This window comes from Kitasatospora sp. NPDC098663 (assembly GCF_044760075.1).
Lineage (GTDB): Bacteria > Actinomycetota > Actinomycetes > Streptomycetales > Streptomycetaceae > Kitasatospora.
In genome coordinates this window covers 1-13,651 of sequence record NZ_JBIWAP010000090.1, presented here as the reverse complement: position 1 = coordinate 13,651, position 13,651 = coordinate 1, and the positions used below count along the sequence as shown (strand labels likewise).

Annotated in this window: 14 protein-coding genes and 1 pseudogene; 6 read left to right on the top strand and 9 right to left on the bottom strand. The window is 67.9% G+C overall.

Features of this window, described 5'->3' with window-relative positions:
* The first annotated feature begins 565 nt into the window (after positions 1-565).
* Positions 566-904, top strand: a complete 339-nt coding sequence (locus ACIQVZ_RS41160) for a helix-turn-helix domain-containing protein (protein ID WP_402457934.1) — start codon at positions 566-568, stop codon at positions 902-904.
* Positions 905-1,036: 132 nt separating this feature from the next.
* Here ACIQVZ_RS41160 and ACIQVZ_RS41155 read toward each other — a convergent pair whose 3' ends face one another.
* Positions 1,037-1,282, bottom strand: coding sequence for a hypothetical protein (locus ACIQVZ_RS41155; protein WP_402457931.1), 246 nt, complete (start codon positions 1,280-1,282; stop codon positions 1,037-1,039).
* A gap of 76 nt (positions 1,283-1,358) precedes the next feature.
* Here ACIQVZ_RS41155 and ACIQVZ_RS41150 point away from each other — a divergent pair, with 76 nt between their 5' ends.
* Entirely contained in the window at positions 1,359-1,718 is a 360-nt protein-coding gene (locus tag ACIQVZ_RS41150) for a hypothetical protein (RefSeq protein WP_402457928.1), read from the top strand.
* 210 nt (positions 1,719-1,928) lie between these two features.
* Here ACIQVZ_RS41150 and ACIQVZ_RS41145 read toward each other — a convergent pair whose 3' ends face one another.
* Positions 1,929-2,777 (bottom strand): hypothetical protein, encoded by an 849-nt coding sequence (locus ACIQVZ_RS41145; protein ID WP_402457925.1) that lies wholly within the window; start codon positions 2,775-2,777, stop codon positions 1,929-1,931.
* A gap of 368 nt (positions 2,778-3,145) precedes the next feature.
* Here ACIQVZ_RS41145 and ACIQVZ_RS41140 point away from each other — a divergent pair, with 368 nt between their 5' ends.
* Both ACIQVZ_RS41140 and ACIQVZ_RS41135 read left to right on the top strand, forming a co-directional pair.
* The gene (locus ACIQVZ_RS41140; protein WP_402457922.1) at positions 3,146-3,811 is read left to right on the top strand and encodes a hypothetical protein; all 666 of its coding nucleotides are present in this window, start codon (positions 3,146-3,148) and stop codon (positions 3,809-3,811) included.
* A gap of 1,075 nt (positions 3,812-4,886) precedes the next feature.
* On the top strand, positions 4,887-5,141 hold the full coding sequence (locus ACIQVZ_RS41135; protein ID WP_402457936.1) for a chaplin: 255 nt from the start codon (positions 4,887-4,889) through the stop codon (positions 5,139-5,141).
* Positions 5,142-5,389: 248 nt separating this feature from the next.
* Here the strand turns inward: ACIQVZ_RS41135 and ACIQVZ_RS41130 are convergent, their stop codons facing one another.
* The 7 genes from ACIQVZ_RS41130 to ACIQVZ_RS41100 are packed head-to-tail and all read right to left on the bottom strand — an operon-like array spanning position 5,390 to position 11,639.
* The gene (locus ACIQVZ_RS41130; RefSeq protein ID WP_402457920.1) at positions 5,390-5,779 is read right to left on the bottom strand and encodes a hypothetical protein; all 390 of its coding nucleotides are present in this window, start codon (positions 5,777-5,779) and stop codon (positions 5,390-5,392) included.
* A 23-nt stretch (positions 5,780-5,802) separates the two neighbouring features.
* On the bottom strand, positions 5,803-6,216 hold the full coding sequence (locus tag ACIQVZ_RS41125; protein WP_402457918.1) for a hypothetical protein: 414 nt from the start codon (positions 6,214-6,216) through the stop codon (positions 5,803-5,805).
* Positions 6,217-6,276: 60 nt separating this feature from the next.
* Positions 6,277-6,903, bottom strand: a complete 627-nt coding sequence (locus ACIQVZ_RS41120; RefSeq protein WP_402457915.1) for a recombinase family protein — start codon at positions 6,901-6,903, stop codon at positions 6,277-6,279.
* Positions 6,900-7,784, bottom strand: a complete 885-nt coding sequence (locus ACIQVZ_RS41115; protein ID WP_402457913.1) for a TniQ family protein — start codon at positions 7,782-7,784, stop codon at positions 6,900-6,902. The genes ACIQVZ_RS41120 and ACIQVZ_RS41115 overlap by 4 nt, the downstream gene beginning before the upstream one ends.
* A complete protein-coding gene (locus ACIQVZ_RS41110; RefSeq protein WP_402457910.1) occupies positions 7,781-8,806 on the bottom strand; it encodes an ATP-binding protein in 1,026 nt (341 codons plus the stop codon). The genes ACIQVZ_RS41115 and ACIQVZ_RS41110 overlap by 4 nt, the downstream gene beginning before the upstream one ends.
* Positions 8,807-8,811: 5 nt before the next feature.
* Positions 8,812-10,908, bottom strand: a complete 2,097-nt coding sequence (locus tag ACIQVZ_RS41105; protein WP_402457907.1) for a Mu transposase C-terminal domain-containing protein — start codon at positions 10,906-10,908, stop codon at positions 8,812-8,814.
* A complete protein-coding gene (locus ACIQVZ_RS41100; RefSeq protein WP_402457904.1) occupies positions 10,905-11,639 on the bottom strand; it encodes a TnsA-like heteromeric transposase endonuclease subunit in 735 nt (244 codons plus the stop codon). The genes ACIQVZ_RS41105 and ACIQVZ_RS41100 overlap by 4 nt, the downstream gene beginning before the upstream one ends.
* A gap of 466 nt (positions 11,640-12,105) precedes the next feature.
* Between ACIQVZ_RS41100 and ACIQVZ_RS41095 the strand changes: the two genes are divergently transcribed.
* Positions 12,106-12,987, top strand: coding sequence for a recombinase family protein (locus ACIQVZ_RS41095; RefSeq protein ID WP_402457901.1), 882 nt, complete (start codon positions 12,106-12,108; stop codon positions 12,985-12,987).
* A 246-nt stretch (positions 12,988-13,233) separates the two neighbouring features.
* Positions 13,234-13,651, top strand: a pseudogene (locus ACIQVZ_RS41090) (hypothetical protein); the annotation flags it as partial.

The following is a 13,651-nucleotide window of genomic DNA, read 5'->3' as shown; positions in this document are numbered from 1 at the left end:
TGACAAGAGAGTTTGCGCAACTTCCGACACCGGAGGAGGGTAACGACGTCAAGGTCACCGACTGGATCACGTCGGTTCGCGCTGTCGACCTGCCCACCGTCTCCCTCCGCGCTTCGCGCGCACCACGTCGGCGCGCACGCCACCACCACCCATGCAAGCACACAGTGTACGCATGCCAGCACGGACGGTCAGTTAGCTCATGATTCCACAGCCCTGGGGCGCTCCGTGCACGATGAGCGGCTTCAACGCCTCAACGTGTCATCTTCCCGACACAGTTGACGAGGCGCGTAGGCCCCACGCCCTGCGGCCGCCTCCCGGCCCGCCGCCCTCGGCCCGCACTGACACCGCAGCCGGAGCGCACGCACCGGATCCACCCTCTGAGCACGCCCGAGGGGTCGGGATCAGCCGTGTTCACTAGCACCCGGCAGGCGCCGGGTGGCGGCGGGCGGAAAGCATGCCCGTGCACTCCCGTGCTTGTGCGAACGGACAGGCCGTCGATCGCTGTACGCGCGCCTCATGCGACCAACCCCGGCCGGGTCCGGCCGGGCCGTGACAGGATCCCGCCATGCCTCGCAGCAGCAACGACAAGACCCCGCTGTCCTACGTCCGCTCAGGCAACTGGCCTGACGCCCGGCTCGACCCCGAAGCCCCCCTGAGCGCCTACTGCGGACTCGTCCTCGCCCGCGATCTGGCCACGATGATGGCCGCCGCCGGCCTTTCCCTGCGCGCCGTGGGCGAGCGCGCAGGCGTCGCGCACTCCACGATCGCCCGAATCCTCGGCGGTGAGGTCCTGCCCGACATCGGCACCTTGGCCCGTCTGGAGGACGCACTCGACCACCAGCTGTGGCCCGGCCCCAAAGCCCTGCGCGCCGCAGCCGCACAACACGGGCGCTGCATCGCCTGACAGCGGCCCTGGAGTCCGGCCGTCCCACGCCGGACCGGCAAGGCGGGCAGGTGCCCCAAATGCGGCACGGCGTGATGCCGACCCGGCCGCTGTGAAGCGAGGCGACTCCGACGAAGCGTCGGCTCTGGAGCCTCACGCTTCGAGAGTGATGGGACCGTCGGGAATCCAGCCGTCGACGTAGCCCTCCATCAGGACACCGAGGTCCCGAGGGAAGAGCGGCACCGTACCGGTGCACAACTCGGCGATCGGCCAGCAGCGGGTCGATGGCACACACTTCACGGTGCCCCGCGGAACGTTCAGCTTGAGGATGAACAGGATTAACTCCTCCCGCACGACCGCTCCGCCGGACGACGCCTCCGTACTCAGGCGCCCGGTCACCGAACACCTGCTCGCGCTGCCGGCCCGCAAGTTCTCCGACTGCCATCGCTCCAGGCACCCCCGGAACGCATCCGCAGTGGACACCTCTACCCAGCACCGGCCGCCACGGTTCGCCGGCACTGGCACGCTGCAGAAGAACCTGCCTGTCGCACGACAGCGTGTGCTGGCCTGGCTGCAGGCACAGCCCGGGGCAACCTGGCAGGAACGCTGGACCTCCACGGGGGCCGAGAACCTGCCGAAGGAGGGCTGGCTCGACCTTCCCCGGCAGTGGTTCACCCGGGCTCAAGGGCTGGTCCTGCGCGACTCGCAGTTGGCGCCGGGGCTCCCGATGCTGATCTGCGGGAACGTCATCCGTCCCACCTCGGCTTGGCTCCTCAGCCGCACCTCCCAGCACCTCGGACGGGCAATGGCACCGGCCCGTGAATCCGAGTCGTAGATCACCTGGGCGGCGATCACCGTCATGACCAGGCGCATCACCAGACGGCAATCGCGCCGCAAGGGCCAGTCCTCATCCCACGAAGGTCAAGGGAACTGATCATTCTCGTGGCCGTCCCGACGACCGAGGCCAAGACTCGCACTCGGCCCGGCTGCCCCACTCTCCGGATAGGAGGCGGGGCCTGGGTGGGCTGTGCGTGGGGATCGCTGCCTACTGGACGCCGCTGCAGATCTGCTGCTGCTCCAAAACTGCCGCGAAGAGGCTCCTCTGCCACATGCCGACGCTGACTACCCACTGGGCTGCGTCCGCGGTGGTTGCGCTGTGGAGGCGACCCATCCAGCCTGCGAGCCAGCTGATCCCCTGTGGAACGATCAGGTAGGCGAATGCTTTTTGTGCGAAATCGCGAAAATATGGGGATTGCTGCCACGACACCGTTGCGATATTCATTGCCATTGTGGTGGCCGTGAATGTCTCCGCCGGATGCTTCAGGATGTATTCTGTCACCTCCTCGATTCGTGCGGAAAGCCAGGCATCAAGGCCCAGTAGAGCCACCCACCCAGTTTTGACTTCACCCCAGGCCGCCAGCGATCCAATTCCGCTGGCCGCGATCATGCCCGCGGTCATAAGATAGGCAGTCTTTGCCCTGGCGTATTGGCATGGACTAATCAGATCTGGGGTCGCCGCAGTAGCGGGATCGGTGACACTCGCGACGGCGGAGGTCGAGCCATGGGGAATGGGTGCATCATAGGCGAAGGAAAGACTTCCGGCAAATCTTAGCTGGCTCTCCTCTTCACCTACCTTCAGATCGGCTTCAAAGGTGGGATCCACCCCTTTGTTCAGCGAGATTCTTCCACTGACCTTCTGATCTCCTTGTGGCGTATGGAGAAGCGCAGGGGAGAACTTCCAGACCGATTCGGTATGGTCGAAGATTGGGTTTACCTGGACGCCATCGAAGACGAAGAAGCCTTCGGGGTGAACAGCGAAGGGCGAGATCGCATTCTCCGCGTTCTTCGTTGTCACATAGGCGCCGGAGAGGCCTTGAAGAGAATCCGTTCCCATAGTTCCTCCTAAGATTCCTGTTTGGATATTTTGTATACCACTCTCCTGGCGAGTGAACCGCTAAGCCAGTGCAGGTTGACCTGGAAGGCTTAACGTGCCAGGGCGGTGGCCGCCGATGTCCGCCACCAGATTGGAGGCTACTTGCCGTTGGCCAGCGACCCGGCAGGGGCTACGGGGGGCTTGGGAGGGTCAACCATGGCCACCCGGCGACTCCGCGGAAACATCGCACATCATGGATATTAGGATTGCACTCCGGTCGAGTGACGGTGAAGGCACTATGGTTCAGGGAAAGTTCTGGGTGGTATGCATGCTGACAACATATTTCTGCCACCTTGATGGACTTCCGTCCACGTGGTTGCAGGAAGCAAATGCTCATCCCTGAAGGAGTAGCAGAAGTGGTGACCTATGGATTCGAGAACGGCATCGATGCGTCAGCCCCAGGCGCTGGAGACAGTGACTGGTGGTTCTTTAAGGGGAGTGGTGCCGTAAAGGTCCGGGACGGTATCCTTAAGGGCCCGCTTGAGATTTCTGACGCGTGGCCCGAGCTTAAGGGAACGGTGTTCGCAAACGGTGTCGACGCCGCAGTGGCAGGCGCAGGCGGCGCGGACTGGTGGTTCTTCAAGGGGGACCAAACCATCAAGTGCAACGGAGGCGGCAAGGTACTCCACGGGCCCGACAAGATCTCGGTCTTCTGGCCCGCGCTCAAGGGTACGGTGTTCGAGGACGGCGTCGACGCGGCAGTGAACGGCGGCGACGGAGGATGGTGGTTCTTCCGGGGAAACAAGGCGGCTCTGTACGATAATGACACAATCGTCAAGGGGCCTGGGGAAATTACGGCAGCTGGAGCCTGGCCGAAGCTCAAGGGGACGCAATTCGAGTATGGCGTCAATGCGGCAGCTGGGGCCGGCGCCGGCAGTGGCTGGTGGTTCTTCCTGGGGAACCAGACCATCAAGTGCGATGGCGAGGGAAACGCACTCAAAGGACCTGAGGACATCACTGCGGCCAACGCCTGGTCCATGCTCAAGGGCTACTAGAAACGACACGACCGCTACGGCTGACCTGTTCTGGTTTCGCCCGGCACACAGCACTCCAGCCACGCGATCCCCTCGGGAACATGTTGGTCGCTGTGCTCCCGCGGCTGATGTCGGTCGACCCCAGGCCCGGTTGAAGGACCCGCCTTCCCGGTGCGCGACGGCGGGTCCTCTACGCTCGGACGGGCTGGCTCTGCTCCTCAGCGGCTGAGGCTGGCTACCTTGATTACGGCTCTGCCGCACCGACCGCCTTACAAACTCGGATCGCTGGGCGGTCTCGGTGGCGTACTCAGTTCCCTGTCAGCTCGCCCACCCCTCCGACGAGGCCAGCAGACCCCGCCGCCAGCCCTCCCGCCCTCAAGAAAGGGCCGGCCACGGTGCAGATCGAGCTCTCCTTCGGCGGGGTACCCAGGCTGGCCACCACAACCGCCAGAATCGTCTGACCCCCGTCCAACAACATCCCCGCACCCCTCGCCGCAGCCCAATGGCCGCTTCCCGTGCATCACCGAGCGGCCCAGATGAGAATGTGCCCGCGATGTGGAGGGCCACCCGGTAGACGGTGGCGGTCTTGACGCGAGTGGCGTGGCACAAAGCAACTGATCGTGCACATAGAGTCTCGTCTGCGGTAATCAGCCGCGCCCTACCGTGAGATAAGGGAGAAGCGGGATGACCAAGCACGCGCGCACGCCGGGAGACTGGCAGGGGCGTCCGAACAGGGTGGCGCCTGCGTATCGCCGCGTTGGTCGCGGCATCGCTTCCGTTGGCCGCCGTGGCGCCGGCCAGCGCCGCCGACCGGCCCCGGGATTCCGCCATCGCCGCCGAGCTGGAAGCTCTCGGCCTGGTCGTGGTGGAGCACGACGGCCTGGTCGGCGCGATGGGGGACGCCGAGACCGTCAACGAGGCCGTCAACAGGTTCGCCGACACCGACTCCGGCGTCCTGGCCATGTTCACCGGCAACCAGGAGACGGGGACCGGCTACCTGATGATCCGGGACACCGACCAGGACACCTGGGCCGAGCTGCAGACCGGCCCCGATGTGCTCATCGGATCGGTCGTCAACTACACCCCCAAGCCGGTCATGCTCTACGACTCGGCCACCGGTGACCTCGACGCCGCCGACCAGGCCGGCACGGCCGAGGACCTGCCCGTCGTCACGAGCACCCGAGGAACCCACCGCGACGCCGGAGCAATGGGAGTGGTGGCGATGTCCCCCGGAGTCGCCAGCGGAAACGTGATTCCTCTCCACGTACCCATCAACCTCTGCGGAAACACGATCGACATCATCGCTCTGTTGAACGCGGCATCGGGTAACACCTGCATCAACAAGAGCTGACAACCGGCCCGGCGGCTCGGCTCCTCGCAGCGATGTGCTGGAGCCGGCAGCCCCGGAACTCGATGATGATCTGGCCGTCCCGGTCAGTGGCCGCTCGGTCGACGACGGCCCAGGCCGTTGTCCCGTCTCATTTGATCTTTGCCGGTGGCATGGTGCCTGAACTGGGCTGATGCAACAGGATGTGAGACGGGGTGGCCTGACTGGTCTCACATCCCGTTGTCGGCCAGGTGGGTTTGCCGCCGGGTGTCTCAGGTTCGGTTGTCGCTGACCTCGCTGGTGGCCTGAGCGCTCTGGATTGCCTCGCGCTCGGCAGTGAAGTCGTCGAGGAGCTGGAACAGGACCTTGATCGCGTGCTTCTCATCCTCGGGCGGCAAGTTTGAAATGTCGTCCCAGCCGTCTGGGAGGGCGATGTGCAGGACCTGGCCGGGCCAGGCGTGATTGCACTCGCGGCCTCGGCGGGTGACGAGCCACTCGGGCCAGCCGGTGAGCCCATGTCCGCCGTGGCGGATGGCGTGCTGGTCGTATCCGGTCAGGAAGGCTGTCAGCAGGTGAAAGGAGGTCCTGCCGACGAACATGCCGGGACGTTGGCCGACGCAAGCGAAGTACTCGCGTTCGCTCATCTCCGAGCGCTGCTTCATGTGTATACCTTTGGCGGTCTGTGTCATGACTTGTCGTCGGCTGGGTGCGCGGCGTTCGCGGTCATCCGTTCCGCCCACTCGCGCTGGGTCACGGCTCGCTCGATGCGGCTGACGATGTCCTTCTTGGACGCTGTGTCCAGCGTCTCCGGGAGTTTGTCGAAGGTGTCGGGAAGGACGTCGAGTAGACCCCAGATCTGCTCACCGGTCCTGACCGTCAGCAGTTGCTGGCACCGCCACTGCAGCGGCACTTCGGGACGGTGCGTGAGCCGCTGCACGAGTGTGGGGAACAGGTAGTGCGTCGCCTCTGCGGCGAGGAGTTCTTGGAGCCAGTCGACCGGGAGCCGCTGGCTGAAGCCGTGCATGGCAGCCTCTTGGGCCAGGTCCAGGAGCTGATCGGTGTCGACTGCTCGGACGGTGCGGGGAAGGGTCGGGGTCATGCCTTGATGATGTCAAGAAGTCAACGCGGGGCCGAGGGGCCGGCGGTGACAGGCCCACCTTTAGCGAGACGGGTCGAGAGCGGAGAGGTTGAGGAGGCGATAGACCGTCGCCTGGGAGACCTTGAACTTCTTGGCCAGGGTAGGGACGCGGGCGCCGTCGGCGTGTTGCTGGATGAGGTCCTGAATCTGGTGGTCGTTGAGCTTGGGGGGCCGGCCGCCAACGCGCCCACGGACTCGGGCGGAGGCGAGGCCGTCGTTGGTGTTCGCGGCGACGAACTGCGCGTTGAGGTCGGCGAGGGTGGCGAGCATGCCGAAGAGGTCGCGGCCGTCGAGGCTTTCGCTGTCGATCTGCTGCTCGACCACGTGGAGGCGGACGCCGCGATTGCGGATGTCGGTGCCCAGGACAACCAGGTTCTGGACGGAGTAGAAGAGCCGGTCCAGGCGCGTGATCTTGAGAGTGTCGCCGGCCCGGAGACGGGGCAATAGCAGGTCGCGCTCGGGCCAGGCGGCTTTGTGGCCGTTGGCGCGTTCGACGTAGATGTCCTTCTCCGCGACGTCGGCCGCGAGGAGCGTGCTGATCTGGGTGACCGGGCTCTGGCCGATCACGGTGCGGACATAGCCGACGGTCATCGGCCCGGCGGCGCGTTCGACCACTGGGGAGTCGAGCCGGCGGTTGTTTCGGGTCATCGGGCTCCCGTCGCGGTGGTGTGGTGGTGGCGTTCGGCCTCGATCCAGAGGGTGAGCGGGTCGTTGGAGGCGATCTTGTCGTCCCAGTAGCCGGGGGCGGCGCGGTCGCGGACCTCCTGGACGAAGCGCCGGTAGTCGCCAGTGCGGCCGGTGAACGGCAGGGCCCGCAGCGCGGGTGTCAGGAAGAGGCCAGCCAGAGCAACGACCTCGGGATAGCCGCAGGCCGCGACGGTGAGGCTCTGACCGTGCCCGGCCCAGGCCGGGTCGCGCAGGACGGCCCGGCGGCGGTCCAGGGCCTGGGTGAAGCGCCGGTTGTCCCACCAGGTGCCGCAAATCCGCAGCGCGTCGTCCATCGCTCGGGCGACGTCCCGCCAGCCGTGCCCGCGGATCAGCCGGTAGTGGCGGCGCTGGGCCCGGAGGACCTCCGGCAGGGCCGTGACAGCGAACTGCTGTCCGTGAGCTCCGGTCCAGCGGCCGTGTTGCAGGCAGAGGGTGGTGCCGGGCGGAGTCCAGTGCCGGGCATGGCGGACCCGCTTGGCCGCCAGGCAGAGCGCGCAAACCGGGCGGAGGGACCAACCCGGGTTGAGCCGGTCGCGGCAGGCCGGCGGCAGCAGCGCGGTGAAGTCCGCGCTGGCCAGGTCGGGCAGCGCGAGCAGGAGCCGGACCAGCGACTGGCCCGCAGCCTGGGCGAGAGCGGCGGGCAGCGGGATCCGGTCGGTGCGGAACGGCCGCGGGCCAGCCAGCTGGTCGTGGAGATCGTCCGGGAAGAGCCTGTTCGCCATCGCCAGACGCTCGATGTAGGAGTCCTTGCTCTCGCGGTGGAGCGGAGCGACGGTCCGGGGCAGGGGCCGCAGTCGCGACGGGGGCAGGAGCGCCGTCACGCCGCGTCGTCCTCGGCGTCGGCCGCTCCCGGAGTGGGCGGCTCGGACTGGGTGTTGTGGTCGACGGGGATGCTGTCCAGCAGACGGCGCGTCACCTGTTCGCTGCCGTCGGCGATCGCGCTGATCGCCGACGCGCGAAGCAGGTGGGACAGGCTGCTGATGCTGCCGCCGGTCCGGGCATGCAGGTATCGGGCCAGCCGGGACAGTGACCCGGGTTCGTGCCGGTGCAGCCGCAGGGCCTGCTCCATCGTGGCGACCATCGAGCGCCATTCGGCCTGGTAGGCGAAGTTACCGGTGTGCTGGAGCACGCAACGGGCGGCGATCTGCTTGCCTCGGACCCCGGTGAACAGGCCCTCGCGCTCGACGTTGATGCCGGCATATACGAACGTGGCAGGGATGTGCTCCGCGAAGTACTTCAGGTGGTCGGACAGGTCCTTGCCGGTGGACGTGGACATGTTGATGTTGTGGATTTCGTCGACCAGCACCAGGTCGCACCTCGCATCGATCAGGATCTCGCAGACCGCGTCGGCGATGTCCATCTCGTTGTGCCGCGACTTCAGCGGCAGGTCCAGGAAGTGCGCGAAGCGGGTCGCGAGCTTGCGCGGGGACCCGTTGGGCGGGGCGGAGATGTAGACGACCGGGATGCGCTCGTTGCCTGGGTAGCGCTGGCGGACACGCAGTTCGTGCGCGCGGCCGAGCTGCTTGATCGCGGTGGACTTTCCCGTCGCCCAGGGGCCGGAGACGATCAGGCCGCGCCGGGCACTGATCTCACGCCGGTTCAGCAGGGTCAGCAGCCGGCCCTGGTGCAGCACCTCGCGGATCGTCGGAGTCTCCACGATGATCAGCTCAGAGTGGTAGGTGACCCTGGCCTCGTCGTACTGGTCCTGCTCGTGCGGCGTTAGGGCGAGCCAGTCGTCCTCGGACAGCAGCGTGAAGGTGAGCGGGTCCTCCTGGACGAAGCGGCGCCAGCCCTCCAGGGTCGTGATGGGATCGCGCCGGTCGTCTGGCATCTGGAAGTTCACGTCGTTTACCACCATTTCTTTGCCTCCCGGCGTGCGTCGAAGACCTTGAGCGGAACGATGTCGGCGAGCATCTCCTCCCCGCCGTCCAGCGGTGCAGCGGCGGGACGGTCGGGAGGATCTGGTGGAGCAGGCGGTGCAGGGCGGGGCCAGGCGGGTTCGCCGGTCGCCTCGGTCCGGGCTGCAACCTTCGCGCTGCGGTCGCGGCGGCGGGGCCTGCGTGGGGACGGGCTCTCGGGCGGTCCCTGGCTGGCGCGTTCGAGCAGGTCACGGGTGGCGGCGGCGAGCGCGTCCTCGGTGACGGACAGGCCCTGGTCGCGCAGGTCGCGGACGCTGTGGTCCCAGGCGAGTTCGCCGAACGGGGTGGCGGTCTTGCCCAGCAGCCGCCACGGGACTGTGATCCAGCGACCCTCGATGTGGTCGCGCAGCCAGACCAGCCGGATGTCGTAGGGGTCGTGGCGGACCTCCCAGCGGTTGTCGTGCTCAGCGATCCCGGACTTCTGGCGCCGCAGCGGGACCAGCTCGTCGCAGTCGTAGATCCGGTGGTTGATCTTGAGTCCGTAGGAGTTGACGGCCTGCCAGCGCGCTGGCAGAAGCTCCAGGTAGTCCTCGGCGCTGAGCGGCAGATGCAGGTAGCCGGCCGTTTCGACCAGCGACGCGTACTTCTCGTTCGGACTGAAGGTGCGGCCCGGGGCGAGCGGGTCGCGCAGGGAGTCGTGGGGCCGGTTCTGCCAGAGGACGATCCACTCCTGCAGCAGTTCCTGCAGTTGGTGCAGCGACCACAGCGGCTCGTCCTCAACCTTCCGCCCGCGGTGCTCGGCCGAGCGGCCGGTGTAGCCGGAGAGGAACTGGGCGAACAGCGAGGCGGCCGAGCCCAGGGTCCGCTCGACGTGGGGTTTGTGGGTGGGCGTCCGGGGCGGGGTATGGACCACCTCGGTGCCGAACGCGTTGCAGGCGGTGTGGAAGTTCTTCGACAAGAATGCCTTCCCGCCGTCGACCACGATGGCCTCGGGGATGATCAGCGGGACCGCCGCCGCGTGCTGGAGCCGCTCGTCCACCGACAGCAGCCGCCGGTAGGGCAGGGCCGAGTACTCCATCCGCAAGGCCTGCGGCCAGCCCGGCCGCATCGGCGCCGGCGTGACCGACCGGGCCAGCAGTAGAGCGGCGTCCACCGACTTCGTCGTCGGCCGCAGCACCGCCGCGGCGATCGTCCTGGTGGCGATGTCGACCAGACCGGTCATCTCGACCCGGTCCACCACCCCGTTCTCCAGCCGGACCATCACGTCGAACGGCGTGGAGTCGATCTCCATCAGCTCACCCGGTCGGCAGACCACCACGTCCTCGAAGACGCGGTCAGGCTGGTTGGCCAGCGCGCGGCGGGTGCGGGCCGAGCCGGTCGTGTGGCGTCCGGCGTCCAGCCGGTCGAACAGTCGGTAGAACGTGGCGCGCGACGGCATCACAGCTGGCGGGCCGTCCAGCCTGGCGACCGCTTGGCCGACCTTCTCGAAGTAGTAGCTGACGGTGTGTGTCGATCTGCTGGCGGCGTCGTTCATCAGCTGCCGCAGCACCCCGACCACCCGCGGGTCGACCTGTCCCGCCGCCTGGCGGCGCGGAGCCGCGTGCCCGTCGACCATGCCCAGCACACCTTGCTGCTGGTAGCGGCGCCGACGCCAGCGGACCGTGTGCGGACTGACCCGGCGGCCAGTCTCCGTGCTCAGTTCGACGGCCTTCGCCGCCTCGCGCTGCGTGAGCGTCTGCGTCGCCGGGTCGAACTCGGCCTTCGGTACGGCCCCAGCTGGGGCGTCCGGCGGCAGGCCGGTCAGCAGCTCGGTCATGTGACCGTGCCACCACAGGGCCTTCTCCACGCGATCCGGCGCCACTCCGTCCAGCAGGCCCGCCGGCAGCACCGGCGCCGGCCCACCGGAGCCGACCACCTCGAAGCCCTCCGAGGTCATCAGCGTGGGCAGGTGCATCGCGCTGATCCGGCCCAACTGGTCGGCCAGCCGGACGAGAACGCCGGACAGGCCGACCACGGTGTGCAGTTGGCCGTCGAACCGGACTCGGTCGCCCGGCCGCACCACCGCCGGACGCCTCAGTGCCCTCATGCCGACCCCGCCGACGTCCACACGATCGTGTCGCGCCGGAACGGGCTGCCCATGTCGATGAGCAACCGGTGCTGCCAGAGCAGGTGATAGAGCACCGGCAGCACTGCCAAGCGGTCGCCGACTTGCTCGGCCCCGGCGAACAGGCCCGTCGGGGCCTCGAATACCTCCACCAGCCGGGAAGCGGCCGGTTCCAGCAGGTAGCGCGGATGCCGGTAGCCGGCCAGCCACTTCACGTTCGCGAACAGTACGGGGTCGATCCCACCGACCCTGCGGAAGCGCCAGCCAGCCAACTCGCAGGCCTTCGCGGTCGCCGCGAACGCCTCCTCGTCGGTCGGCTCGATCCGGTCGTCCGGGCGGACGTCGACCACAATGGCGCCGCCGTCCGCGAGGCGGGCGAAGAAGTCCAGGACGTGCCCCCGCCGCCCCCGTGGCCCCGGCCAGAACAGCCGGAACGGTTGCGCGGCAAGCCCGGTTACCTCGGGGTCGAAGTCCAGCAGTATCGCGTGGTGGCGCTCCAATTGCGACTCGCAGGACAGCTGACCGCCGGTGGTCGCGGACCAGTAGTCCCGGGTCACCGATCCCTGGCCGGCGTACGACCTCACCGCGCGTACCGGTCGAGCCCGCTCGAACCGCGACGTCCAGCACGACGGCAACGGCTCTCGCCGCCGTACCAACTCCTCATCGGTGAACGCGACGGCGAACTCCTTCGCCCTCATCACCTCGACATCCACCAAGTACCCCCGGCACTCGTGGCCCGCCTTCGAGCCCTGGTCCGAGGAAGCCACAGACAGCCACCGCCGAGCACCAAGAACCAGCTCAAACCGCCCCGGAGAGGGAACTGGAGGTGAGACAAACCTTGATCACTGACAACACCGGATGAGACAAGTGCCGTCGGCCGACAATCTCAGCTGAGACCACGCCCCTCGCACTCGACCCGTGCGGCAACCAGAGCTGAGACCTGGCGCGATCCGGGTAACGGAAGCCGAGACAGCGACAACGAAGCGTGCGACGGGACAGCCGTCGCCCTCGCCGAACTCTTCTCGGCGGGGGCGACTCTCGGAAACGACCCTTTCCGGGAGCAAGATCGGAAACGGGCGCCGGAGCCGACCCGGACGCCCGATCGGTTCTCAAAACTCGTTCTCACTCAAGTGGCGGCGGACCCCGGTTCTGGGAATGGTTTGCGAGAGGGCTTCGGGCATGACGAGCCATCAGGAAGCGATCGCGAGCGACGCCGACGACGTCGAGCGCCACGACTGCCCGCGCTGCGGCGTCCAGCCCGGCTCGCCAAGCTGCTGCGGGTGCCGACCCCCGGCCGACCGCGGCCCCGGCCAACCCTGGCGGCCTGGCACCCCGCCGCGGGCCGCGCCCGAGACGGACACCCCGGGCGCGGACATCCGCATCGGGTACGCGCGCTGCAGCCGCCTCACCCAGGAGCTCCGGTCGCAGCTGGACGCGCTGGCCGCGCACGGCATCCCCCGGGACAAGGTCTTCTCCGAGAAGATCAGCACCCGCATCCGGGTCCGGCCACAGTTTGAGGCCGCCCTCGCCCTCGCGCGCGAGATCAAGGCCCGCGCCCCGCACTGCCGGGTGCTGTTCACCGTCCACGAGATGAAGCAGTTCGGCCGCGACGCCGCCGAGCTCACCGCACTGGCCGACCACCTGACCGCCCACGGCCTGGTCCTGGAGATGATGGCCGGCCCGCTGCCCGGCATCTACGACCCGTCCGGGCCGGGCCGGATGCTCTTCGGGTTCTTCGCCGCGATGGCCGAGACCGAGCGCGAGAGCATCCGCGAGGCCACCCTCGAAGGGTTCGATGCCGCGGCCCGCAAGGGCAAGCATGGCGGCCGGCCGCCCGTCATCACCGACGACATGCTGCACACCGTGCTGCGGCGCCGGGCCGCGGGCGAGTCCCTCGATCAGATCCGCCCCGATCTGATCATCCCCACCGGCAAGCGCAAGGGACAGAACCCCGGCCTGGCCAGCATCTACCGGGCACTCGCCGAGCAAGAGAAGCGCCGGGCGTACCCCGAAGCCGTCGAGGCCGCTCACGCCGACTTTGCCGCCCTCCAGGCCGACTGAGGCGACTTCGGGTGGGTGCTTCACCCCGCCAAGATCACGTTGGTCCCCTTTTGGCAGGGATCTTGGGTGGACGCACGCTGAGGCCCAGAAACCAGATGCATCGGATTCGGCCTCGGGAGCTCGCATGACCAGCCCCGACGAGTCCGACGTTTCCGGACCCGTCCCAACCCGTTTCGAGGTGCTTGACGCCCCATCCGCTGAACTGCGGTGATCGGGTTCTTGACAAGCCCCGGCCAGTACCGGTGCGTGGACGGCGAGGAGGTCTTGCAGGACGTGGGCGTGGTGGCGGATGGAGGCGGTGATGGCGGGCGCGGTGGTCGGTGGTGCGACGGCCGCCAGGCGCTCGGGCCAGGTGTTCCAGGGGGCGCTGCCGTGGCGGTGGTGGCGGGTGCCGGTTTCCTGGTCGCGCAGGATCATGGCCGCGACGAGCAGGTGCCGGGGCAGTTGCAGGGCGAGGTGGGCGCCGATCAGCAGGTCCTGGCGGGCGGTCTTGAACGCGGCGAGGACGGCGTCGAAGCGGAAGCGGGCGGCGACGCCGGCCAGCCCCGGGGCTTCGGCCAGCGGGTTCACGGTGGCGTTCGTGGTGCGGACCGTGAGGTCGATACGGCGCAGGTCCGTCAGGACCAGGCGCACTCCGGCCTCCTGCCCGTGCGCGCAGCGGCTG

Excerpts from the sequence above, each read along its gene's own strand:
- ACIQVZ_RS41160 (WP_402457934.1), top strand. The coding sequence starts at position 566 with ATGCCTCGCAGCAGCAACGACAAGACCCCGCTGTCCTACGTCCGCTCA.
- ACIQVZ_RS41145 (WP_402457925.1), bottom strand. The coding sequence starts at position 2,777 with ATGGGAACGGATTCTCTTCAAGGCCTCTCCGGCGCCTATGTGACAACG.
- ACIQVZ_RS41140 (WP_402457922.1), top strand. The coding sequence starts at position 3,146 with ATGCTCATCCCTGAAGGAGTAGCAGAAGTGGTGACCTATGGATTCGAG.
- ACIQVZ_RS41135 (WP_402457936.1), top strand. The coding sequence starts at position 4,887 with ATGCTCTACGACTCGGCCACCGGTGACCTCGACGCCGCCGACCAGGCC.
- ACIQVZ_RS41130 (WP_402457920.1), bottom strand. The coding sequence starts at position 5,779 with ATGAAGCAGCGCTCGGAGATGAGCGAACGCGAGTACTTCGCTTGCGTC.
- ACIQVZ_RS41125 (WP_402457918.1), bottom strand. The coding sequence starts at position 6,216 with ATGACCCCGACCCTTCCCCGCACCGTCCGAGCAGTCGACACCGATCAG.
- ACIQVZ_RS41120 (WP_402457915.1), bottom strand. The coding sequence starts at position 6,903 with ATGACCCGAAACAACCGCCGGCTCGACTCCCCAGTGGTCGAACGCGCC.
- ACIQVZ_RS41105 (WP_402457907.1), bottom strand. The coding sequence starts at position 10,908 with ATGAGGGCACTGAGGCGTCCGGCGGTGGTGCGGCCGGGCGACCGAGTC.
- ACIQVZ_RS41095 (WP_402457901.1), top strand. The coding sequence starts at position 12,106 with ATGACGAGCCATCAGGAAGCGATCGCGAGCGACGCCGACGACGTCGAG.